Origin of the sequence: Simiduia litorea (genome assembly GCF_042853465.1) — a bacterium.
In the GTDB taxonomy this organism is placed as follows: Bacteria; Pseudomonadota; Gammaproteobacteria; order Pseudomonadales; family Cellvibrionaceae; genus Simiduia; species Simiduia litorea.
In genome coordinates, this window is the sequence record NZ_AP031497.1 from 66,355 (window position 1) to 88,030 (window position 21,676).

Genomic DNA, 21,676 nt, shown 5'->3' on the forward strand with positions numbered 1-21,676 from the left:
TAGTGACACGGCCCAGCTGTATTACCGCCGTGAAACGCACCCTCTTGGCTGCGCTTACGGTTGCCTCGGCGACAAGTTTTGCTGCCGACGAACCCCTACCGACTAGCGTGGCTGATCTGCGCTATGGCGTAACCCTGTACGAGTACTATCAGGCCAATTACTTCACTGCGTTGAGTGAGTTAATGGTGGCTGAGGCGCGCGGAGGCATTCAAGGCCATAAAGATAATCCCGAGTTAATTGCCGGCAGTATCGGTCTGGCTTTTGGCATGGAAGAGCGCGCGGGCACAACCTTTGCGAAATTACTGGATCAAGGCCGGCCCCAAGTAGTGCGCGACACGGCTTGGTTTTACCTGGGTAAGCTGCAATACCACCAAGGTGACTGGCTGGGTGCCGAGCAGAGCTTTAGCCAAATATCCGCTGAAGTTGATAAGCGTTTGAAGCGCGAGCTGGCCTCTATGCGTGTGCAAGTGTTATTGCGCACCAACGATTTTAAAGGCGCAAGACAGTTGGTGGATGGCTTAGAAAATCTGGGTAACTGGGCCGAGCTCATTAATTACAACATGGGGGTATCTTTTGGCCGCGAAGGCGATGCGGTGGCGGCGCAAAAATACCTTGCTGAGGTGACCAGCACCGAGCTCAACGCGAATCCAATCGAGCAAAAATTACAGCGCGCGCTGCGCGATAGGGCATATACCGCCAGTGGCTATGTGCATATCCAGCAGGGCGAGTACGACGCTGCGGTGGCGCAGTTTCAGAAAGTTCGTCTCACCGGCCCCTATTCAGACCGAGCACTCTTAGGTTTGGGCTGGGCAGAAGTGTCTCGGAAAAATTACGACAAAGCCTTAGCGCCTTGGCAAACCTTAAGCGAGGGCTCATTACAGCAGAGCCCGGTGTTGGAGTCGCTGTTGGCGATCCCCTATGCCTATGAACAGTTAGATGCGGATGTGGCCGCTCTATCGGCCTATGAAAGCGCCGAGCTTATATTCATGCGCGAGCTGGAAAAAATTGCTGGCTTGCGGGAAGCGTTAGCCGATCAATTCCTGTTGAATAGCATTCGCTCGGCCGCCAGCAATCAAAATCAAAGCTGGTTTACCCTTGATGAAAATGTCGCGCTTCAGCCCGAGATCGCCTATCTCACAGAGATTTTCGCGCGCAATGATTTTCAAACCAAAGTGCAATCTGTGCGCGATTTACTGTTTCTGCAAGCGACGCTGAAGCAGTGGGCTGAGAAGCAAGGCGTTTACACAGACTTACTGGTTCTGCGCGGTCAAGTGCGCGAGCAGAAGCTCGCTAACATGAAATCGACAGGCTTATTAACGCAAGAAGCCGAGCTGCGTGAACAAGCCGCTAAATTAAGTGCTTGGGTCACAGCGGTCGAGAAAGACCGCGATTATCTGGCGCTGATTACCGACGAAGAGATGCTCGATAATTTAGAGATTGTCGATACCGCCATTGAAAATGTTGCCGGTATGACAGCCAGTGGCGAAGATATGAGCGAAGAGCTACGGCAACTGAAGTTTTACCGAGGCATTATTAGTTGGCAGGCGCAGGATAAATTTTCGGAAAATTTATGGACGCAGAAACGCAATCTAGCTGAATTGAATGCCGAGTTAGAAAAGCTCACGCAAACACAAAAGTCGCTGCAAAAAGCCATTGATGAAGCACCGGAAATTCTTCCTTATCAACAGCGGATGAGCGCCCTCGATCAGCGTTTAGCGGCGGAAACAGTGGCGATTGAGCAACAGTTGGCCGCGGAAGAAAAAGCGCTGCGAGCACAAGTGCTGAAAGCACTCGATGAGCAGCAAATTCGCGTTAAAAATTATCTGGCGCGCGCCCGCTTAAGTGTGGCTCGCCTGTACGATGAGCGGTTAAAGCAGTGATGGGTATTGCCAGCAATAAACCAAAACCCCTGGTGCTGGCCATCGCCATGCTGGGTGTATTGAGCCTAACAAGTTGTAGCATGTTTGACGACGAGTTGGTCGATGACAGTCCAAAGTTGGAAAATCTCTTACCCGCGCGTATGCCTGAGGTTCAGCCTATTGTGGCTGATACGGAATTAGAAACCGTGCAGCGGCATTACCACGCAGCACTAGAAGTTGCAGAAGACGAAGAGATTCGTCGCGATATTCACGAGCGCTTAGCCGAGCTGGCGATGATTCGCGCCGAGCAAAAACTGCTCGACGGTGTCGAAGACCCGGCGCCGTATTTTGCCGAAGTTGTCACGCAGTACAAAGCGCTGCTCAGTTACCCCATGGATGAGCACTACAATCCGGCGCGGCAACAAGAGGCGGTTTACCAGCTTGCTAGAGCCTACGCCCTCACCGGTGCGATGGATGAATCCACGCAGGCCTTAGAAACCTTAACCACCCAGCATCCCGATGCGGAGTTTGTCGCAGAAGCCAAGTTTCGACAGGCGGAAGCAGCCTTCAGTGCGGGCAATTACGTTGCCGCCGCCGATGGTTATCAGTTGGTGATGGATCACGGCCCAGAAACACCGTATTTCATCAACGCAACTTATATGCATGGTTGGGCCATGTTTAAGCGCGGTTGGTATCCTCAAAGCTTAGATTCTTTCACCCAAGTACTGGATATTCTATTGCCTGAGGGCACAGAGGCGTCCAGCTTAGCGCCCAGTAATTTTAATTTGTTAAATGACTCGCTGCGCATTATGGCGGTGACTTTCTCCTACCTCGACGGCCCAGATACCATCGAGCAGACCTATGCGGACACGGGCAAGCGGCATTATCATCACTTGCTGTATGAGCACCTAGGTCGCTTGTATTTAGAAAAAGAACGCTACCGCGATAGCGCCGATACCTACGGTCATTACGTGGCGAATAATCCCATCGATGCCTACTCGCCAACCTTTTCCGTGCTGCAAATTGACGTGTACGGGCAAGGTAATTTCCCATCGCTGATTCTGCCGGCAAAACAAGATTTCGTGCGCAACTATGGTTATACCAGCGCCTACTGGAGTGGGCTATCAGAAGTAGATCGAGAGCCGATTCGCAAACACCTGTACACCTTTTTAGATGAGTTGGCCAGTTACGAGCACAGTAGCGCGCAGCAGGCAAAGGCAGACTTAGAAAAATTACGCACGGATAAATCGGTTAAAGCGGAAGACCGAGAAAAGCTCATTGCCGCGCAAATACAAAAACGCGTTGGTCACTACGCGCAAGCAGCCCTATGGTATTCAGAATTTATTAGCACCTTTCCAGAAGATCCGAAAACCCCAGAAATGGCGTTTTTAATGGGTGAAGCGCTGTACGAGTCCGGCAAAATGGAAGCCGCATTCGCAGCGTTTGAAAGTGTTGCCTACCGTTATAAAGACGCCAAGCGCGGTGCCGAAGCCGGTTACAGTGCAATTCTTGCCGCCACCGAAGTGTTGGCAACCGATACCTTGTCTGAAGAAGATCGCGCCGCTTGGGCTGAACTAAAAATTGCTACCAGTCTACGCTTTGCCGATAGTTTCCCCACCGATACGCGCTCGGCTGCAGTACTTACCCAAGCGGCGGATGAATTGCTCGCCCTGGGCCGACCCGAGGAGGCCATTATCGCTGCTCAGCGCGTGACCCAATGGCAACCTGAACCGGCGGCGGAATTGCGTAAAACGGCTTGGCTGGTTTTGGGGCAAAGTTATTACGATACCCATCAATATGCTCAGGCTGAATCGGCTTATCAGGAAGTACTGAACTACTTGCCGAAAGATGATCCTGCGCGCAAAGACATCACCACGCGTATTGCCGCGAGCGTATACCGCTCGGCAGAGCAGTTACTGGCAGCGGGTACAGTGATGGCGGCTGTGGATCAGCTGGTGCGGGTGCAGGCCTTGGCGCCCGGTAGCGATATTGCCATCAGTGCACAATACGACGCCGCCAGTTACCTCATGGATTTAGAACAGTGGGATGAGGCGCAGAAGTTATTGTTAGATTTTAGAAAACAATACCCAGACCACAAACTCACGGCCAGCATCACACCAAAAATGGTCGTGATCTATGAAAAGCAGGAAAGCTGGTCGCTCGCCGCCGATGAATTGTTAAAACAGGCGAGGCTTAGTGCCGATCCGGTACTACAGCAGCAGTCGCTGTTTGTTGCCGCCGAATACTACGAACGCGATAAAAAAGTGCCTGAGGCGATCAATTACTACCGGGAATACGCACATAATTATCCCGAGCCTTTCGGTCAAAACCTGGAGGCCCAATACAAGTTGAGCGAGCTTTACTTGCAGGAAGGCAATAGCCAAAATCGCAATTTTTGGCTGCGCAAGATGATTGATACCGATCGCGATGCCGGCGAAAACCGCTCGGATCGCTCCATCTTTTTAGCGGCCATGGCGACCAGTGTTTTTGCCGATGAAGCCTATCAACAGTTTGCTAGCCTTCCACTTAAGTTGCCGTTGAAAACGTCGTTGGCAAATAAAAAGAAAGCATTGCAGAACACGCTTAATAAATATCAAGATTTAAGTGCTTACGGCGTGTCTGAATACACCACCCAAGCGAGCCACCGCGTTGGCGCTATCTATGCGCAACTTAGCCGCGATCTTATGGATTCACAGCGCCCCAAAGGCTTGGATGAGCTTGAGCTTGAGCAGTATGAAATTCTATTAGAAGAACAGGCCTTTCCGTTCGAAGAACAAGCTATCGAAATTTTCGAAACCAATGCGCAGAGATCTTGGTCTGGCACTTACGATAATTGGGTAAAGCAAAGCTTTAGTGAGTTAGAAAAATTATTGCCGGCGAGATACAGAAAGCCGGAAGCCGTTGTGGAGGTCAGCAATGCGCTGCGCTAATTATACTCGCTTAGTCTGTGTCGTTGCCTTCCTATTGGTAGCGGCTTGTAGTACCGCGCCAGTAGAGAAAAAAGATGCAAAAGAGCGCGAAGTAGAGCTGCCAGTTGTCGACCCATCGGCCATTGTCACGCGCGTACCTAGCCCCAATCCCTACGATCAACTAGCCGAGCCCAATGACCCCGCCGTGCGCGCCATGTTTGAAAAAGCCAATGCGCTGATGGCTAAGCAGCAGTGGGCATCGGCAGAGGCGCTACTATTGCAGGCGATTGCGCAGGCGCCTAGCTATGCAGGTCTTTACTACAACTTGGGGCGGGTTTATCAAAAGCTGAATCGACCCGAGGATGCAGAAGCGCAATATCGCAACGCTACTGGCCTAAATAGCCAGCATATATACGCCTATAACGCTCTGGCCCAACTGAAACGCGAAGCAGGCGCCTTTGAAGAAGCCGAGGCGTTGTACAAACAGGCACTCGCCGTGTGGCCGGATCATGCCGATAGCTATAAAAATTTAGGCATCCTGTACGACCTCTACATGGGTAAGCTGCCGGAGGCACTCGTACAATATAAAAATTACCAAGCCCTACAGCCCGAGCCAGACCGCTTGATGGCGGCGTGGATTATTGATTTAGAGCGCCGTTTACCAGCCGCGCCAGCGTCTGAACCTGCGCCAGTTGAAGCCGCCGACGAGGTGAGTGCAGAATGAAAAAAATAGTAACTTTAGCCTGTCTTATGGGCGTGAGTACCCTTAGCGTTGGTCAAGACGTGACCTTAGGTACAACGGTGACAGGCAACCAAGAGCAACCAAAAGTTCTCTATATAATTCCGTGGCAAAACGCGGAGAGAAGTGGCGCATTAGAGGGCACGATGAACTCGGCGCTTTCAGATGTATTTCTATTGGTAGATCGGAATGAGCTAAAACGTGAAATTCATGTGATAGAAACGTTACTACCTGATACTAAAAGTCCAACTATTGTTGACAACTAAACCCCAGCACTGAGGAACCTTCTATGGATTTCATCAACACCATTCTTCGATTTTTTCAGGATGGCGGCACATTTATGTACCCCATTTCCCTCGTCCTCGTGATCGGGCTTGCCATCGCCATTGAGCGCTGGGTTTTTCTAACACATGCCAAAATCAGCAATAGACGTGCATTCGATCGTATATTGCCGCTCTTGGCAAAAGGCGAGTACAAAAAAGTTGTGTCTATGGGCAACACCGAAGATGCACCGGTTGCACGCATGGTTGCCTCTGGTGTTGCGCGTATGGCTGAATCACAGCGCCGCGACGACATCGAGTTGGCGATGGAAGAAGGTGTAATGGAAGCCGTGCCACGCTTGGAAAAGCGCACGCCTTATTTAGCAACCTTGGCAAACATTGCGACCTTGTTAGGCCTCCTTGGTACCATTATCGGTTTGATCGCGGCATTTACCGCTGTTGCAAACGCCGATCCAACAGAAAAGGCCTCGCTCCTGTCGCAAAGTATTTCTGTCGCGATGAACACCACGGCTTTCGGTTTGATTGCGGCAATTCCGTTGTTACTTTTGCATGCGATGTTGCAAACCAAGACAACTGAAATTGTCGATAGCTTGGAAATGGCAGGCGTTAAGTGTTTAAACATCATGGCAAGCGCGCGCGCTGTGGTTACCAAAACACGCACGCAAGACCCAAGTTAATAACAGCAACGTTGGCGTTAGCGCCAATCATTAGCGCTGCCTAAAAACTGCAGCACATTGAAAAACGTTACTGACTATTCTCACAAAGGTTTAACGCATGTTGAGATCCAAACACAAACACAAGCCAGAGGCCGAGCTCGACATTACGTCGTTCATGAACCTCATGATCGTGCTCGTGCCCGTTTTGTTGCTCTCAATGGTGTTCGCTCATATTACCGTGTTGGATTTAAAGTTACCTGATTTAGCGGCAGACCCTGCGTCTAGCCCAGATACGCCAGATCAGTATTCATTGGAAGTGGTTATCTACCCTGAGGGGTTTGTGATAAACCAACCGGCGGGTCGTCGCTTAAGAAGCATTCCGGCTACCGATGAAGGTCAAGACTATAAAAATCTTTCCGTGACACTTCAGGCTGTCAAACAGCGCCTCGAAGAAATCGGTAATGAAAAGCGTGACATCGTTGTGTTGTCGCAAAAAGATACAGATTATCAGACCCTCGTATCTGTCATGGACACAGTTCGATCCTTTAAAGCCGTTGTTGCAGCCAATGAAGTGGATGCCGCATTGTTTCCCGATGTCTCATTGGGTGATGCACCGGTAAATATTAATTTCGATGCAACGCCTGTTGCTGAAACCGGAGGAGTTACACCATGAAACAATCCCTCCGCGCTAAGCGTATGGCTGCACATCACAAGCGTCAGAAGCAAGGTTCGAAACTCAACCTTGTTTCCCTGATGGATATTTTCACGATTTTAGTTTTCTTTTTGTTGGTTAACTCATCCGATGTAGAAGTGCTGCAAACGGATAAGTCTATCGTGCTGCCGACTTCTAGTTCTGAGCAAATGCCTGATACCACATTAGTTGTGCGTATTAATGCCAACGATTTAATTGTTGGTGGCAGAGCAGTTGCTAGAGTTGATGAAGTTATTGCCGCCAAAGGCAACGATATAGAAGCCCTCGCGTTGGAACTAAAATATTTAAGTGCAAAGGCTCGTCCGCTAACACCGGAAGAGCAAGTGAAAGGCCGCGCAGTCACCATTATGGGTGATAAAGCTATACCTTATACCTTGCTCAAAAAAGTGATGGCAACCTGCGCTCAAAACGAATACCGCAATATTTCATTGGCCGTGTCTAAAGGCGATGAAAAAGCGGCTAGCGAAACTTGAGGCGGGGACTATGCAAAAAACATTTATAGCAATTCCGCCAAGTCTACTTCTGCCATGGAGTTCACTGGAACACGACAACGAAGCATATATCAAGATTCTACGTATATTGTTAGTAGTCTTGTTGTTGCTGAGTATCATCGTTCCATTGATCAGTGTGCCAGAAATCGACCGGGAAAAAGCCGAGGCACTGCCACCGACCTTAGCCAAAATCATATTGGAAAAGCAGGCCTTGCCTCCGCCACCACCGCCTAAGCCGAAGGAGCCGGAAAAGCCCAAGGAAGAGCCTAAGCCGAAGGAAAAACCGAAAGAGCCTGAAAAGCCCAAGGAAAAACCGAAGGAAGTTGAGCCACCTAAACCCGATGTGGCAAAGGCGCGAGAAAAAGCCGCTGTGTCTGGGTTGTTGCAGTTCCAAGACGACTTAATGGATATGCGCGAAGCCTTGGATGCTTCCGATATTGCCAGCGCCAACATTACCCGTGGTGCTGCCGAAGCTGAGAAAATGGACAGGTCCATGATTACCAGCGGTGCTAAGTCTACCTCCGGTGGTATCAGTAGTGCGGCAGTCAGTCGTGAAACTGGCGGTGTTGCTTTGGGCGGGCGCGAAACAACAAAAGTTGATTCGAAGTTGGCTGCTGGTGGCACTGAGGTTAAGGCAAGCAAAACTAACCGCGATGTATCCGGGCGTAGCGAAGAAGAAATCCGCCGCGTGATGGATAAAAACAAAGCGGCAATTTTTGCGATCTACAACCGTGCTTTGCGTCAAAATCCAACCCTTCAGGGTAAAGTTGTGGTGAAAATGGTTATTGAACCCAATGGCTCCGTATCGGCGGCGTCTATTGTGTCCAGTGATTTAAATGATCCCGATTTGGAAGGAAAGATTCTTTCGCGTTTGAAGTTAATTCGCTTTGCGGCGGACAATGTGACTCAAACGTCGTTAAATTACTCTTTCGATTTCTTGCCCTATTAATAAAAAAGCCGTCAGCGTCAGTGCTGGCGGCTTTTTTATTGTTCAAGTTAAAATATATTTGCTGCACTCATTGACTCCTAACGGCTGGCCCTATTTACTGCCGCAATCGTGAGCTACCCTAATGTGGCATACTCAGATCACCCGCATAGGGACCCCAATGCGCCGCTCTTTACGTCCTACTCTGTTACTGGCAATTGTGTTTTCCTTTGTCTCCTTATCTAGCCTTGCCGATGAGATGCTGCAACAGCGCATAGAGGCATGGCAGTTGGGTTTCGCACCTTATGTACAAGCAGAACCCATCCGCAATAGCCAAGTGCTAATGGAGTTTTACCAGGCCAACGAGTTTGAACCTATCTGGCTGGATCAAGGCAAACTCAATGAACAGGCATTGGCATTCATCGGCATATTAGGCGCGGTAGTGTCCGAAGGGCTATTGCCAGAGGACTACCACTACCAGCAATTCCAATCGCCCGCACAATTTGCACCCATAGATTTAGAGTTAGCGTTGAGTGATGGCTTGCTGACGCTGGCCAGCCATCTCTTGGCTGGAAAAACAGAAGCCACACAATTTACCCCAGAGTGGAAAGCGAACCCAAGGCCGCGGCAACTAGAAGGTATATTGCCAAAAATAGCCGCAGGGACTGATATAAAACGTCTTCTCGACGAGGCGCGACCACAACAAATTCGCTATCGGCGTTTAATAGCGGTCGTTGAACAATATGCCCGGTTAACGGATAGGCCTTGGCCGCAATTGGCTAACGCGCCCTCAATCAAAGCGGGCGCAAAGGACGAGCGAATTGTCGAAATTGCTGAGCGATTGAAGTTGTTGGGCGACCTAGACCCGGCTTGGTCTTCGAGCAGTTACGACCAAGAAATCATCGCCGCGGTAAAGCATTTTCAACTTCGACATGGCTTAAAAGAAGATGGCGATATAGGACGTGAAAGTTTTGCCGCGCTAAATATCTCCCCAGCCGAGCGATTAAAACAGCTCGTGGTTAATCTTGAGCGCTGGCGTTGGTTAGATAGTGATTTGGGCAATACCTTTGTAGTGGTCAATATTGCCGGCTTTGATTTACGGGTTATTGCCGACGGCGAAACAATTTTTCAGCAACCGGTGATCGTTGGTAGGGATTTTAGAAAAACCCCCGTGTTCAGCGATAAAATTCGCTACCTTGTGTTTAACCCAACCTGGACTGTGCCCTTTAAACTCGCGGTTGAAGACAAGTTACCAGAAATAAGAAAGAATCCAAATTATCTACACGATTATGGTTTTACTGTGTACCAAGGTGGTACGTCCGACGTAGTTGATCCGGCAGTCGTTGACTGGTCTCTGGTTAATAGGCGAAATTTTAACTATCGCTTTGTTCAAGCACCAGGGCCGTTAAACGCGTTAGGGCAAGTGAAATTTATGTTTCCCAATGGCTTTGATGTTTATTTGCACGACACGCCAGCGCGCGAGTTATTTACCAACCATCAACGCGCTTTTAGCTCTGGCTGTATTCGCGTATTCAATCCCTTAGCATTGGCCGAGCTTCTGCTAAAAGATGATGGCTGGAATCGGGAAAAAATAGATCAACTTATCGAGAGCAGAGAGAGCAAAACTGTTTATCTGAAAAATCCAATACCTGTTCATATCGAGTACTGGACAGCTTGGGTCGATAGATCTGGGGTTATAAATTTTAGAAATGATATCTATAAGCGCGACGAGGCACTTTATGAGGCGCTCATCCAGCCCTTAGAAAAAAGTTTGGCGATAACCGTTAGTGGGAAAGTTGGGCAGGACGCAAATCAATCATCAGCTGAGGCTGAGGAAACTAATTTATGAGTTTGAAATATCACCTGTTTGCTCGTTATGTAGCGTTTTGTGTGGCGTTGATCCCCGCAGTTGTGGAAGCTAACTTTGACGCTCATCGAGCGCCATTTCAGGTGGCACTCAATCAGCGCGTGATTTCCTATAGTACTAGCTTCCATGCAACCTTGCCTGGCCAGACCATCAATTTAACGTTTGATGAAAAAGATGATGATGCTTATAGCCTTGTCGCCAGTCAGCAAAGCATTAACTCAAAAGCTGGTTTAATTCGATATTTGGTTCCCTCAAAAAAAGGGCATTATTCACTTCAGATCAAAAAGCAAAATTCCGACGCCTCTATCCAGCTACAGCTATTTGTTTTAGTGCCGAGCACAGAAATTAAAAATGGTAGTTTGAATGGCTACAAGATCGGTAATTATCCGGAGCCTTTACGAGGCCTCGCCGAATACCAAGCACCGGTGGGTTACATAGAAGTCACCAAGGATATCGAAAGCTTGAAAATATCTCCCCATTTCACGCTAGGTCAGTTTCTATGTAAACAGGCCAGTGGTTACCCAAAGTACATCGTCTTACGGCCAAGATTACTGCAAAAGCTAGAGTTATTTTTAGAGGATATTAATAGTAAAGGCATCAGAGCAGATGAATTAGTTGTAATGAGTGGCTATCGAACGCCGCATTACAATCGATCAATTGGTAATGTCTCGGCGAGCAGGCACCTCTATGGTGGCGCGGCGGATATCTTTGTCGATGTAAGTCCGAAAAATAACTATATGGATGATGTTAATGGCGACGGTAAAGTAACTGTTGCCGATGCGACCCATTTGTATCAAATAGCGGATAGCTTGGTGGCGCGTACAGGCCGCAAAGATCTAACGGGCGGCGTTGGCAAGTACGATAAAACCTCGAACCATGGGCCCTTTATTCATATTGATGTGCGCGGCACTAAGGCGCGTTGGAGCATTGAGTGATTGATCGGCTGTTGAATTAGAACGCCAAAGTAAAACCCGCACGCCAGTTAAAATTTTGCGTGCGGGAAAGTTCAGCGTCTAAAATATCTCGGGTGCGGCCGTAGCTATTAATCCAATTGATGCCCACATAGGGTTTGAATACTGGGTTAACGATGTACCTTAATCTCAGCCCGACCTCTAAGGTGCTAAGACCTTCGCCAATAGAGGTGTCAATGTCGTCGTTGCCGAAAAACGTCAGCTCCGCTTTAGGAATGAGTTTCAATCGTGGCGTGATTTCGAAAAAATGCTCAGCGCCGAGCAACAGACTTTGATTGGCGTCATTTGCAAAAGCCGTGGCTTCCAGTGCAGTGCCGCTTTCCGTTTCACCGGTAAAAGAGATTACACCCCAGTTGCGGGTGGGCTCCGGATAGCTATCAGCCCTCACGCCAGCCCTAAAGACCCAGCTGTCATTTATGCCGGTTTGGCCAAGCAGCTGAATTTCGTGAGCGTTTTCTCTTTCGTCGAAAAGCGCAGCGGATGTTTTAAAAACCAAGGCGTTATCGGCAGCGTTACCCAAAAATATTTCGCCATCCCAAAGCCCTACCCCTTGGCTGCGCCATTCTACTAAATCGAATTCACCCGACAGTATGGCCTCTTCACTATCGGCAAAGGCTACTGTGCTGAACAACAAAAAAGAAATAAAAATTATTCGCATTACGTTGGCTGACCTCGATTTTACTGATTAATCACCTATAAAAAGCGTGACTAGTACGGGCTGGCTATAAACTCGCGGAGTGTGCCTAGATGAGGTCAAATACTCAACCTGAATTATCCCCAGCGGGTAAGTTTTAAACATTTGCCTAGCAAGTCCAGAAATACTGTCATCCGAGTCATTGGTGCCAATGGGAATCATTGGCATATAGGGTTAGTATAGGCGGCAATGGATTGACGATTAGGCGAATAAGAATGAGACAAACGCATCATCGCTCATGCCATTTGTGCGAAGCTATTTGTGGGTTAGTGATAGAAACTGACGGCGAACAAATTGTTTCAATCAAAGGCGACAAGGACGATGTCTTTAGCAAAGGCTACATTTGCCCAAAGGCTGTGGCTCTACAAGATATTCATACCGACCCAGACCGTATTACGGAGCCGATGCGCAAAACCGCGAATGGCTGGCAGCCCATCAGCTGGCCCGAGGCAATCGAGCTGGCGGCCGAGCAATTGTGTGCAGCGCAAGCTAACTTTGGCGATGACGCTGTTGCGATTTATGCCGGTAATCCCTCCATTCACTCCTACGGTACCTGGCTTTATTCGGGCTATACCACGCGGGCGTTAAAAACCAAGAATCGCTTCTCAGCCACCTCGGTAGATCAGTTGCCACACCATGTGGTTGCGCTGCTTAGCTTTGGTCATTGGCTGCGTATTCCCGTGGTTGATATCGACCGCTGCCAATGGCTGCTCATGTTAGGCGCCAACCCTTTAGCGTCGAATGGTAGTGTCATGACGGCACCGGATATGCCTAATCGGCTGAAGCGTTTAAAAGCCCGGCAGGGAAAGTTGTTGGTGGTAGACCCAAGGCGCACGGAGACGGCAAAAGTCGCCGATCTACACTTAGCCATGCCGCCGGGTAAAGATGTTTATTTACTGTTGGCCATGCTGCAACACCTCTTCGCCCAAAATTGGCAAAAGCTTGGTCGCTTTGAAGGCCTTGTGGATGGCATGGCCCAAGTAGTAGAGGCAGTCGCGCCTTTTACACCCGAAGTCGCCGAACAACATACGGGCATCAGTGCGGAAACGATTCGGCAGATAACCGCCGAGCTGGTTGCTGAACCCAAGGCTGCGGTGTACGGGCGCATGGGCGTATCGACCCAAGAGCACGGTACCTTGTGCCAGTGGGCGATTCAGTTGTTAAATTTATTGACCGGCCACATGGATGAAGTGGGTGGCCTGATGTTGAGTAACCCGGCCATCGACCCCGCCGGGCCCGGGTCTAATCCGCAGGGCTTCGATCGTCATCGCTCGCGGGTTCGTGGGTTACCGGAATTTGCTGGCGAATACCCCAGTGCGACATTGGCCGAGGAAATACTGACCCCTGGCGCAGGGCAGATTAAAGCGCTGCTCACCATTGCCGGTAATCCGGTACTCTCTACGCCCAATGGTCGGCAGTTAGATGACGCCTTGAGCCAGCTCGATTTTATGGTTGCTGTAGATTTTTATATCAACGAGACCACTCGTCACGCCGATGTAATCTTGCCGCCGGTGTCGCCCTTGGAACGCGGGCATTACGATTATATTTTTCATGCGCTAGGGGTGTATAACACCAGTCGTTTTTCAGCGCCGATTTTTCCTAAACCGGAAAACAGTAAACACGATTGGCAAATTTTTGTAGAGCTCGGAGACGCCATCCGCGCGTGCAAGGAAATGCCTGCGAAACAGAGCGTCAGCCCAGAGCAAGTACTGGATATGATGCTGCAGCAAGGTGCCCATAAACTTGACTTAGCCACGCTGGAGCAACACCCCAGTGGTGTCGACTTGGGGCCACACATCTCGCGCATGGCGGCGTTATACAGCGAGGAAAATCCGGTTCGCTTGGCGCCCGAACAATTTATTCAAGCAGTTCGGAATTTAAACTGCGAGCATACAGAGCCAAAGGCACTAAAGTTAATTGGCCGTAGGCATACGCGCTCAAACAATTCTTGGATGCACAACTATCATCGCCTGGTAAAGGGCAAGCGTCGCGACCAGTTGATGATGCACCCCAGCGATATGCAGGCCCGCCATATTACCGCAGAGGCCAAGGTGCTGATTAAGAGCCGCGTAGGCAGCGTTGTCGCCACTGTGCAAGCCTGTGAAGACCTATTGCCAGGTGTGGTGAGCTTACCCCATGGCTTTGGTCATAATAGGCTGGCCACCAAGCTCCACATTGCCGAACAACACGCTGGCGTAAGCGCTAACGATTTAACGGATGATCAGTATATTGATACCATCTCCGGTAACGCCGCCGTGAATGGCGTTAACGTTGAGGTTTGCCTTGTCAAACTAACGCCCAAGTCAAAAAGCTCTGAGCTCTGCATGGTTGCGCTTTCCGATTAGCGAATGGCTGATTGACGCTCTCTGAAAACCTATCGGAGAGCGTCAATGACCTAGCCCCCGAGATGGCTTTGTTATGCCCAGTAAACGAAACATGTGTCAGGCTTGTCAGCTGCCGGCGTCGCGCTGTATTTGTACTTTCGCCAGTGCGATATCGAGCAACCTCTCGATGTCAGTTTTACAGCATCCAGACGAGCAGTTTCATCCAAAAAACACCTTAAGATTGGCGCAACTATGTCTGCCCAGTTTGAAGGTATTCGTCGGTGAAACAGCGGTGGATTTTTCCGCGCTTGAACAAGAGTGCGCGGCGCCTGAGGTCAAACCCTGTGTTATCTTTCCCACGCAAACAAGCCAAGCGCTGGAAACTGTCACTACGCATCAGGTGAATCACTTAATCTTCATCGACGCGACATGGCGTAAAGCCTTCAAAATTTGGAGCGTAAATAGCTGGCTACACGCATTGCCCTGCTATCATTTTACCCGGGCACCGGAAAGTCAGTATCACCTGCGCAAGACGTCGCGCGAACACGGCTTATCGAGCCTTGAAGCTATAGCCTATGGGCTTAGCTTGGTTGACAATGTTGATGTGGCGGCGCTGTACGCCACACAACACTCATGGATGGAGCAAAAGCGGGCGATGATGCCCAAGGACATTCAAAAGCGCTATGAACCTTGAGCAATTGCATGTCGTGCGACGGCAGGGCCTAGACCTACCGCTGGCAAATCAATTTTACAAGCGCGTTGATAAACGCCTTAAAGCCCGGGCAGATGAAATTGTTTGGCTGGCTAGTATCGACGCTCAAGCTATTGCGGGATTGCGCTTGCGCGCGCTGCCGTCCGGCGAACACCTAGTAACCGGTGTGTTGGTTGACCCAGACTGGCGCTGTCGCGGTGTCGCACATGCTCTGTTGCAGTCAGCTCGGATCGATTTCAGCCGCAACTACACCTACTTGTTCTGCGAACCGCAGTTGGTGCCTTTGTATAGCAAAGTTGGCTTTGTGCTCGTGCAAAAAGGTGACATGCCTGATCCCCTAATAGGACGCTGGCAGGCTTACCAGCGCAAGACCCCCGAGTTAGTCGCTATGTGTTATCGCCAATTACCAAACTGAGTATTCATTAGAAACGATTGTTAGCACCCATTTACCCTGAGAGTAAGTGTATCTGTGCGTGTGCGAATGGTTTGCAAAACAGCGGCTTGCAACGGACAATGTGGACACTGATTGAACGGCGTTGATAGCGATGGGCAAATTATTTTTTAAGCTACACGATGTACCCGAGCATGAGGCGGAAGAGGTTCGCCACATGTTAGATAAGGCCGGCATTGCCTATTATGAAACCAGCGCGGGAAATTGGGGCGTATCTTTAGCAGCACTTTGGTTGGCGCAGGAAAGTGATCTAGAAAACGCAAACGCATTATTAACAGAATTTCAGGAAAAATGGCGCCAAGAGTCACTGGCAGCACGGGAAAGTGAACCGCAAGAAACGCTCATGTCACGCCTAAAGCGAGAGCCGGTTAAGGTGACATTAGCGATTATAGCGGTAGCCGCCATTCTCTACTTATCGATTATGCCTTTCACTGGCGCTTGGTCTTGACCAAACAATAAGCCGAAAAATTTTGCCCGCTGTGACGGTCCCGTATCGCGCTCGGTAAAATAGATAACATGCTGGCTTGCATCTGCCTGTGGGTCTAAGGTAATTCCCCACAACGGCTTGATTTGGTTGGGGACCAACGAGTAACGCGCATCGATAATACGGTTCCTATTGCTGCTGTCAACGGCGAGATAACCATTGGAAAACCAATGAAAGCGTTCGATGTCTTTGGCCTGCTGCGAATTTTTTTCCAACCAGGGAAAGTCATCGTCAATATCTAATTTTTTTGCTTTCTCGCCGGCTATGTATTGGGTAGTGTGCAGTACACGCACGGCGTCCACATAAAAATCATCTTCCGTTTCGTACACAACTTTCCATAGCCATAAGTTGGCGAAGGTCGGTTTTGCTTCGAGATTAATAGGCGTGTGGTTGCGCTGTTGCGCCATAGCCCAGCCCGCAGCCTCGGCTCGATCGCGCTGCACAACGCCGAGTAATAGATAAGCTAAAGCCCAGGCCAAACCGAATTGTGCGAAACGTGGGCGTCGGGTGAGGTAGCCGATAATAACCAGTAGCAGCAAGGGTAGCGTGAACAGCGGGTCGATCACCGAAACATTATTCCAGGCAACACGTGCACTCGATAACGGCCAAAATAGCTGCGTACCGAAGGTGGTGCATGCATCGAGTAGTGCATGCGTGGCATAACCTAAGGTGGAAAATAGAATGCTGAACTTTAGGCTGAGTTGAAATCGATTGCCAAAAACAGCGTAAAGTATCATTCCACAGATCAGGCCGCCAAAGGGAACAAACAACAAAGAATGAGTGAATTGGCGGTGAAACTCTAAGAATAGTAAGGGATCTGTTGATGAGCGAATTAACACGTCGAGATCTGGCGCCATGCCGGCCAAAGCGCCAAACACGGTGGCGCCAACAATCTTTTGTTGCCGTGTGACAGCTTGCGGTAGTGCGGCGCCTAAAACACCTTGGGTGATTGGGTCCATAGAAAACAATCCAATACTATGAAATTATCGAGTGCTGAGTGACTAGATGAGAATCGGCAGGGGCCAATCTGCTATCTTATGTTGAGTGTCAGTGTAAACGAATCGTCGGCAATAGGGTGAATGTGTTGTCGGTAATAGGAGAGTAGGTTGCTTAATATCCTCAAGTCAGCATGGAAAACCAGTCGAGAGTTTACCGCTTCTCTATTGGTTAGCCAGCGTCGGTCCAATGTCAGTGATGAAGATGCGCAGTCAGGCGCGGCACTGTCGCCCCAGTCCATCTTGCGCAAGCGGGAGGACTTATCCGAGCAGCTTCCTCGCGCCCTAGTTGCTGCTTTCAACACGGAGCCGCTCGAACCAAATGATCCGCGCTTTGTTGGCCGCGAAGAAGAGCTGGCTGCGCTTTTGGATGCGCTCGAGGACTGGCGCAATGGCAGAGCGAGCCTTACGGCAATAACCGCACCCCATGGCGCAGGCATTACCAGCTTACTCAATCAGGTGCGCAGTAAAGTACAACCCGCTGAAATCTTGAGCTGTTTAAGCTTGGCAATGCGACCTTGCTCGGCGGCGGAAGCCTTGCGCCTCATGAACAGCATTTTTGAATTTGAGCCGGCACCTGAAACAGTTTCTGAAATGGTCTTGGCTATTAAAAATAGCCCACCCAGAGTGATCATCATTGATGATGGCCACATGCTGCTATCGCGTAAAATGGGTAACATGGCTGCTGTGCAAACGATAGGTGCAATTTTAGTCGCCACCCAACACTGTCATTGCTGGATAGTTGGCTGTGCCAAGCAAGCTTGGCGTCGTTTATCGTTTCTCTATCAAAGTGATCGGTTTTTCAACCGTATTATTGAATTGGACTATTTTAGTGCCGGTGAAATGAGTGACATCATTGAGCGACGTTTTTATGGTTTGGGTTATGAGTGGAGTGAACGCTTAGCGCTGGAGGAGGATAAGGCAGATCCAATGCCAGCGAAATTTAAACAGTTACACGATATTTCCAATGGTTTACCCGAAATGGCTTTCTTTTTCCTCTTGTTCGCTATGGAAAAAGAGCCGGACGTTGAGGCGTTTGGGCTCAGCCAATTTTCTCACTTGGATACCGGCATTATTAAAACGTGCAGTGAAGAGGAGCTATTTAGCTTAGCGGAAATCTTTGTCCATGGCGTTATGGAGCATGCCGATCACGAAACGCTTTTTAGAATTAGTCCAGAGCAAAGCCTGTTGCGCTTAGAGCGGCTGTGCCGCGCTGGCATCTTGCACCGAATAGCCACAGGTGAACATTATACGAGTAACAGCTATTACCTATCGCCCATTCTTGCGCAGGCGATGGTATCTCATCTCGTACTCAGCAATAGACTCTACTAGGGGCCGTCGTGGAACAGACAGAAGAAACTCAAAATACGCTCAACGTTATATTGGAAATTTTTTCTTTAGAAAAAGTAGCCTCAATTGCCTTGCTGTTTTTTATTGCTTGGTTGTTTTTAACTTTGTTTCAAATGCTGCTGTTGCGATTGACTGGGCAATTCCCACGATACCGATTGCTGCTGAACCGTATTTATCCAATTACTCGGGTGGTGCTGTGGGGAAGCACGGTTGTGTACGCCATTGTCGGCATTATTGCGCCTCACGAAAGCGTGTTATTTGCGGTAATGGGCTCGGCGGGTTTGGCGGTTGGTTTGGCGGCGCAAGACCCGATCAAGAATATGGTAGCCGGCTTAATCATTATGATTAATCCACCTTACCGCGTAGGAGATATGGTTACCTTAGCGGGTCACTACGGTGAAGTGGTAAAATTAGAGTGGAGCGTTACTTGGCTCCGCACCTTTGATGACAACACCATCATGGTACCCAATGCCGAAGCGCTTAAAGGTGCGGTCTCAAACTCAAATAGCGGCGCCTTAGACGAGCAAATCTCGGTCAGTTTTATGTTACCGGTTCAAGCTGATCACATGTTGGCAATGCGCTTGGCGCGCGAAGCAACCTTGTGCTCGCCGTTTACCTTTCTAAAAAAGCCCATCACCATTAATCTCGAGTCGGCGCTTGAATGGGGTAACCCAGTCGTTAACGTTACAGTGAAGGCGTATGTGTTAGATGTTCGCTTAGAGAAAAAATTTGCCACGGATATTACTATTCGAGTGCTAGACGCCTACAAGACAGCAGGTTTAATGCCGGTTCAATTTGTAGAATTAAACCGTGCCTGAAAAAGATCTCCAGCAATTATTACAAACCTTGCCACAGCGGGGGCGCGTGCAATGGCTGGCCGTTCGACCCGAGCGACGCGCGGCGATGATCATCGTCGACAGTGTGATGGCGGAGGCGGGAAAAGGATTGATCGGGGATCGCTATAAAAGTGTTAACGGCAAGCGCCAAGTGACGCTGATTCAGGCTGAGCATTTACCCGCGATTGCGTCTCTGGTTGGTTTTAGTCAGCTAGACCCAGCGCGCCTACGGAGAAACATCGTCGTAAAAGGTATTAACCTGTTGGCATTAAAAGATAAAACTTTTCAAATAGGTGACGCTGTTTTTCAGGGTAGCGGCCTAGCTCATCCTTGTTCGCGCATGGAAGAGGTGCTGGGCCCTGGCGGTTATAATGCGATGCGTGGGCACGGTGGTATTACCGCACTGGTTCAGAAAAGTGGTGTTATTCGCCTTCAAGATAGCGTTGTTTATAGCCTTTAGTCGCATCGACTAAGGTCTGGGTTGTTGCTCAATGTGAGCCTCATATACTGGTTGTATCGATGAGGTGATGTATGAGTTATCTGCAGGAATATCAAAAATCCCTTGCTAGCCCCGAGGCATTTTGGCGCGAAAAAGCGCGCGCTTTGGCCTGGTATCAAGCGCCGGAGACGATTCTAGCCAAAGACCAATACGGTATTGATCGATGGTTTGTCGACGCGGAAATGAATAGTTGCTATATGGCCGTCGATGTCCACATCGAGCAAGGTTATGGCGATCAAATAGCCCTGCACTATGATTCTCCGGTAACCGGTACCAAGCAATCTTTCAGCTATACCCAGCTGCGCGACGACGTTGCGCGCTGCGCCGGTGCTCTGGTTGCGTTGGGTGTGGGCCGAGGTGATCGCGTCATTATTTACATGCCGATGATTCCGCAAGCGGTAATTGCTATGTTGGCATGCGCGCGTATTGGCGCAATACACTCGGTGGTCTTTGGTGGCTTTTCGGCTGCTGAGTTGGCAATACGCATTGACGATGCGCAGCCTAGCGTTATTTTAACAGCGAGCTGCGGAATCGAGATCGACAAAATTATTGCTTACAAACCCATGCTCGATGAAGCCATTCGTGTGGCCCGTCATAAACCTAAACACTGTTTAGTCTACCAGCGCTCTATTGCTCCGGCAGAATTAGTCGCGCAGCGAGATATTGACTGGCAAGCTGCGTTAGATGACGCAATACCGGCAGATTGTGTTGCCGTAAAAGCGACTGATCCGCTCTATATTCTTTACACCTCCGGCACCACGGGCAAGCCGAAAGGTGTCGTGCGCGATAACGGCGGTCATGCCGTTGCCATGCATTACAGTATGCGTGCCGTGTACAACATGCAGCGCGGCGATGTATTTTGGGCGGCTTCCGATGTTGGCTGGGTGGTGGGCCATTCTTATATTGTTTACGCGCCCTTGATCGCTGGGGTGACGAGTATTCTCTATGAAGGCAAGCCTGTGCGCACACCGGATGCGGGTGCATTTTGGCGGGTGATAGAGGAGTATCAAGTTAATGCCATCTTCGCGGCACCAACCGCCTTTCGCGCCATCAAAAAATCCGATCCAGAATCGGCACTATTGAACCCGTACAATTTATCGAGCTTAAGAACGGTGTTTATGGCAGGCGAGCGTTTAGATCCGCCTACCTACCATTGGATCAAAAATCTACTGGGGCTACCGGTTATCGATCATTGGTGGCAGACGGAAACGGGTTGGGCAATATGCGCTAACCTGATGGGCATTGAGAGCAAGCCGGTGAAAGCGGGTTCAGCAACATTACCTGTACCTGGTTTTGATGTGCACATTCTCGATCAAAATGGTGATCAAGTCGCATCGAATGAACAGGGCAGTGTGGCGATAAAACTTCCCTTGCCGCCCGGCTGTCTGACAACAATCTGGGGTGATGTTGAGCGTTTTAAACAATCCTATCTCTCCGTATTTCCTGGCTACTATGTATCGGGCGATGGTGGTTATAAAGATGAAGAAGGCTATGTATTCATCATGGGCCGCACCGATGATGTCATTAATGTAGCGGGGCATCGTCTCTCCACCGGCGAAATGGAAGAGGTTATTGCCGCTCACTCTGCTGTCGCCGAATGCGCTGTGGTGGGCATTCAATGTGAATTAAAAGGTCAGCAACCCGTGGCGTTGGTGATACTAAAAGATGGCCAGACAATGAGCCACGGTAAAATTGAACTGGAATTGGTGGCTAAGGTAAGGGAAAAAATTGGCGCAGTGGCCTGCTTAAAAACCGTTAAAATTGTTCAGCAATTGCCAAAAACGCGCAGTGGAAAAATATTGCGGAAATTAATTCGGCAAATTGCCGACGGTGAAAACTATTTGCTGCCGTCGACAATTGATGATCCTACCAGCATAGGAATTATTACACAGGCATTTCAACGCTAGCTTCTAGCTGCTGT

General features: G+C 49.6%; 20 protein-coding genes. 18 read left to right on the forward strand and 2 right to left on the reverse strand.

Annotated features, from left to right (window positions below; translation table 11 throughout):
- The first annotated feature begins 2 nt into the window (after nucleotides 1-2).
- The 10 genes from ACGHTT_RS00305 (at nucleotide 3) to ACGHTT_RS00350 (ending at nucleotide 11,374) form a co-directional block, all read left to right on the forward strand.
- The gene (locus tag ACGHTT_RS00305; protein WP_390592805.1) at nucleotides 3-1,880 is read left to right on the forward strand and encodes a tetratricopeptide repeat protein; all 1,878 of its coding nucleotides are present in this window, start codon (nucleotides 3-5) and stop codon (nucleotides 1,878-1,880) included.
- Complete coding sequence (locus tag ACGHTT_RS00310) at nucleotides 1,880-4,789, forward strand: tetratricopeptide repeat protein (protein WP_390595096.1); 2,910 nt, start codon at nucleotides 1,880-1,882, stop codon at nucleotides 4,787-4,789. Before ACGHTT_RS00305 ends, ACGHTT_RS00310 begins: the two co-directional genes overlap by 1 nt.
- A complete protein-coding gene (locus ACGHTT_RS00315) occupies nucleotides 4,776-5,492 on the forward strand; it encodes a tetratricopeptide repeat protein (protein ID WP_390592806.1) in 717 nt (238 codons plus the stop codon). Before ACGHTT_RS00310 ends, ACGHTT_RS00315 begins: the two co-directional genes overlap by 14 nt.
- Nucleotides 5,489-5,773 carry a hypothetical protein gene (locus ACGHTT_RS00320; protein ID WP_390592807.1) on the forward strand — a complete coding sequence of 95 codons (285 nt, stop codon included), beginning with the start codon at nucleotides 5,489-5,491 and terminating at the stop codon, nucleotides 5,771-5,773. The genes ACGHTT_RS00315 and ACGHTT_RS00320 overlap by 4 nt, the downstream gene beginning before the upstream one ends.
- Before the next feature lie 23 nt (nucleotides 5,774-5,796).
- Entirely contained in the window at nucleotides 5,797-6,465 is a 669-nt protein-coding gene (locus ACGHTT_RS00325; protein WP_290260277.1) for a MotA/TolQ/ExbB proton channel family protein, read from the forward strand.
- Nucleotides 6,466-6,562: 97 nt separating this feature from the next.
- Entirely contained in the window at nucleotides 6,563-7,117 is a 555-nt protein-coding gene (locus ACGHTT_RS00330; protein WP_390592808.1) for an ExbD/TolR family protein, read from the forward strand.
- Nucleotides 7,114-7,629, forward strand: a complete 516-nt coding sequence (locus tag ACGHTT_RS00335) for an ExbD/TolR family protein (RefSeq protein ID WP_390592810.1) — start codon at nucleotides 7,114-7,116, stop codon at nucleotides 7,627-7,629. Before ACGHTT_RS00330 ends, ACGHTT_RS00335 begins: the two co-directional genes overlap by 4 nt.
- 10 nt (nucleotides 7,630-7,639) lie before the next feature.
- Complete coding sequence (locus ACGHTT_RS00340; protein ID WP_390592811.1) at nucleotides 7,640-8,596, forward strand: AgmX/PglI C-terminal domain-containing protein; 957 nt, start codon at nucleotides 7,640-7,642, stop codon at nucleotides 8,594-8,596.
- Nucleotides 8,597-8,753: 157 nt separating this feature from the next.
- Entirely contained in the window at nucleotides 8,754-10,421 is a 1,668-nt protein-coding gene (locus ACGHTT_RS00345) for a murein L,D-transpeptidase (RefSeq protein ID WP_390592812.1), read from the forward strand.
- Nucleotides 10,418-11,374, forward strand: coding sequence for a D-Ala-D-Ala carboxypeptidase family metallohydrolase (locus ACGHTT_RS00350; protein ID WP_390592813.1), 957 nt, complete (start codon nucleotides 10,418-10,420; stop codon nucleotides 11,372-11,374). Before ACGHTT_RS00345 ends, ACGHTT_RS00350 begins: the two co-directional genes overlap by 4 nt.
- A 16-nt stretch (nucleotides 11,375-11,390) precedes the next feature.
- On the opposite strand, the gene ACGHTT_RS00355 is transcribed toward ACGHTT_RS00350, so the two are convergent.
- Nucleotides 11,391-12,068, reverse strand: coding sequence for a copper resistance protein B (locus ACGHTT_RS00355; protein ID WP_390592814.1), 678 nt, complete (start codon nucleotides 12,066-12,068; stop codon nucleotides 11,391-11,393).
- A 251-nt stretch (nucleotides 12,069-12,319) separates the two neighbouring features.
- Here ACGHTT_RS00355 and ACGHTT_RS00360 point away from each other — a divergent pair, with 251 nt between their 5' ends.
- The 4 genes from ACGHTT_RS00360 to ACGHTT_RS00375 all read left to right on the forward strand — a co-directional run bounded on the left by ACGHTT_RS00360 (nucleotide 12,320) and on the right by ACGHTT_RS00375 (nucleotide 16,039).
- Nucleotides 12,320-14,449, forward strand: a complete 2,130-nt coding sequence (locus ACGHTT_RS00360) for a molybdopterin-dependent oxidoreductase (protein WP_390592815.1) — start codon at nucleotides 12,320-12,322, stop codon at nucleotides 14,447-14,449.
- Nucleotides 14,450-14,522: 73 nt separating this feature from the next.
- Nucleotides 14,523-15,122, forward strand: a complete 600-nt coding sequence (locus ACGHTT_RS00365) for a tRNA-uridine aminocarboxypropyltransferase (protein WP_390592816.1) — start codon at nucleotides 14,523-14,525, stop codon at nucleotides 15,120-15,122.
- Entirely contained in the window at nucleotides 15,112-15,555 is a 444-nt protein-coding gene (locus tag ACGHTT_RS00370) for a GNAT family N-acetyltransferase (protein ID WP_390592817.1), read from the forward strand. The genes ACGHTT_RS00365 and ACGHTT_RS00370 overlap by 11 nt, the downstream gene beginning before the upstream one ends.
- 130 nt (nucleotides 15,556-15,685) lie before the next feature.
- Nucleotides 15,686-16,039 carry a DUF6164 family protein gene (locus tag ACGHTT_RS00375; RefSeq protein ID WP_390592818.1) on the forward strand — a complete coding sequence of 118 codons (354 nt, stop codon included), beginning with the start codon at nucleotides 15,686-15,688 and terminating at the stop codon, nucleotides 16,037-16,039.
- Here the strand turns inward: ACGHTT_RS00375 and ACGHTT_RS00380 are convergent.
- Complete coding sequence (locus tag ACGHTT_RS00380; protein ID WP_390592819.1) at nucleotides 16,000-17,034, reverse strand: metal-dependent hydrolase; 1,035 nt, start codon at nucleotides 17,032-17,034, stop codon at nucleotides 16,000-16,002. The genes ACGHTT_RS00375 and ACGHTT_RS00380 overlap by 40 nt on opposite strands.
- Nucleotides 17,035-17,181: 147 nt before the next feature.
- Between ACGHTT_RS00380 and ACGHTT_RS00385 the strand changes: the two genes are divergently transcribed.
- The 4 genes from ACGHTT_RS00385 to ACGHTT_RS00400 all read left to right on the forward strand — a co-directional run bounded on the left by ACGHTT_RS00385 (nucleotide 17,182) and on the right by ACGHTT_RS00400 (nucleotide 21,662).
- On the forward strand, nucleotides 17,182-18,402 hold the full coding sequence (locus ACGHTT_RS00385) for a hypothetical protein (protein WP_390592820.1): 1,221 nt from the start codon (nucleotides 17,182-17,184) through the stop codon (nucleotides 18,400-18,402).
- An 8-nt stretch (nucleotides 18,403-18,410) separates the two neighbouring features.
- On the forward strand, nucleotides 18,411-19,238 hold the full coding sequence (locus ACGHTT_RS00390; RefSeq protein WP_390592821.1) for a mechanosensitive ion channel family protein: 828 nt from the start codon (nucleotides 18,411-18,413) through the stop codon (nucleotides 19,236-19,238).
- A complete protein-coding gene (locus ACGHTT_RS00395) occupies nucleotides 19,231-19,716 on the forward strand; it encodes an MOSC domain-containing protein (RefSeq protein WP_390592822.1) in 486 nt (161 codons plus the stop codon). The genes ACGHTT_RS00390 and ACGHTT_RS00395 overlap by 8 nt, the downstream gene beginning before the upstream one ends.
- Nucleotides 19,717-19,787: 71 nt before the next feature.
- On the forward strand, nucleotides 19,788-21,662 hold the full coding sequence (locus ACGHTT_RS00400) for a propionyl-CoA synthetase (RefSeq protein ID WP_390592823.1): 1,875 nt from the start codon (nucleotides 19,788-19,790) through the stop codon (nucleotides 21,660-21,662).
- The last annotated feature ends 14 nt before the right edge of the window (nucleotides 21,663-21,676 follow it).

Bases quoted from the DNA above. Each gene is read 5' to 3' on its own strand.
- ACGHTT_RS00310 (WP_390595096.1), top strand. From the start codon at position 1,880: ATGGGTATTGCCAGCAATAAACCAAAACCCCTGGTGCTGGCCATCGCC.
- ACGHTT_RS00315 (WP_390592806.1), top strand. From the start codon at position 4,776: ATGCGCTGCGCTAATTATACTCGCTTAGTCTGTGTCGTTGCCTTCCTA.
- ACGHTT_RS00320 (WP_390592807.1), top strand. From the start codon at position 5,489: ATGAAAAAAATAGTAACTTTAGCCTGTCTTATGGGCGTGAGTACCCTT.
- ACGHTT_RS00325 (WP_290260277.1), top strand. From the start codon at position 5,797: ATGGATTTCATCAACACCATTCTTCGATTTTTTCAGGATGGCGGCACA.
- ACGHTT_RS00330 (WP_390592808.1), top strand. From the start codon at position 6,563: ATGTTGAGATCCAAACACAAACACAAGCCAGAGGCCGAGCTCGACATT.
- ACGHTT_RS00335 (WP_390592810.1), top strand. From the start codon at position 7,114: ATGAAACAATCCCTCCGCGCTAAGCGTATGGCTGCACATCACAAGCGT.
- ACGHTT_RS00340 (WP_390592811.1), top strand. From the start codon at position 7,640: ATGCAAAAAACATTTATAGCAATTCCGCCAAGTCTACTTCTGCCATGG.
- ACGHTT_RS00345 (WP_390592812.1), top strand. From the start codon at position 8,754: ATGCGCCGCTCTTTACGTCCTACTCTGTTACTGGCAATTGTGTTTTCC.
- ACGHTT_RS00350 (WP_390592813.1), top strand. From the start codon at position 10,418: ATGAGTTTGAAATATCACCTGTTTGCTCGTTATGTAGCGTTTTGTGTG.
- ACGHTT_RS00355 (WP_390592814.1), bottom strand. From the start codon at position 12,068: ATGCGAATAATTTTTATTTCTTTTTTGTTGTTCAGCACAGTAGCCTTT.
- ACGHTT_RS00360 (WP_390592815.1), top strand. From the start codon at position 12,320: ATGAGACAAACGCATCATCGCTCATGCCATTTGTGCGAAGCTATTTGT.
- ACGHTT_RS00365 (WP_390592816.1), top strand. From the start codon at position 14,523: ATGCCCAGTAAACGAAACATGTGTCAGGCTTGTCAGCTGCCGGCGTCG.
- ACGHTT_RS00370 (WP_390592817.1), top strand. From the start codon at position 15,112: ATGAACCTTGAGCAATTGCATGTCGTGCGACGGCAGGGCCTAGACCTA.
- ACGHTT_RS00375 (WP_390592818.1), top strand. From the start codon at position 15,686: ATGGGCAAATTATTTTTTAAGCTACACGATGTACCCGAGCATGAGGCG.
- ACGHTT_RS00380 (WP_390592819.1), bottom strand. From the start codon at position 17,034: ATGGACCCAATCACCCAAGGTGTTTTAGGCGCCGCACTACCGCAAGCT.
- ACGHTT_RS00400 (WP_390592823.1), top strand. From the start codon at position 19,788: ATGAGTTATCTGCAGGAATATCAAAAATCCCTTGCTAGCCCCGAGGCA.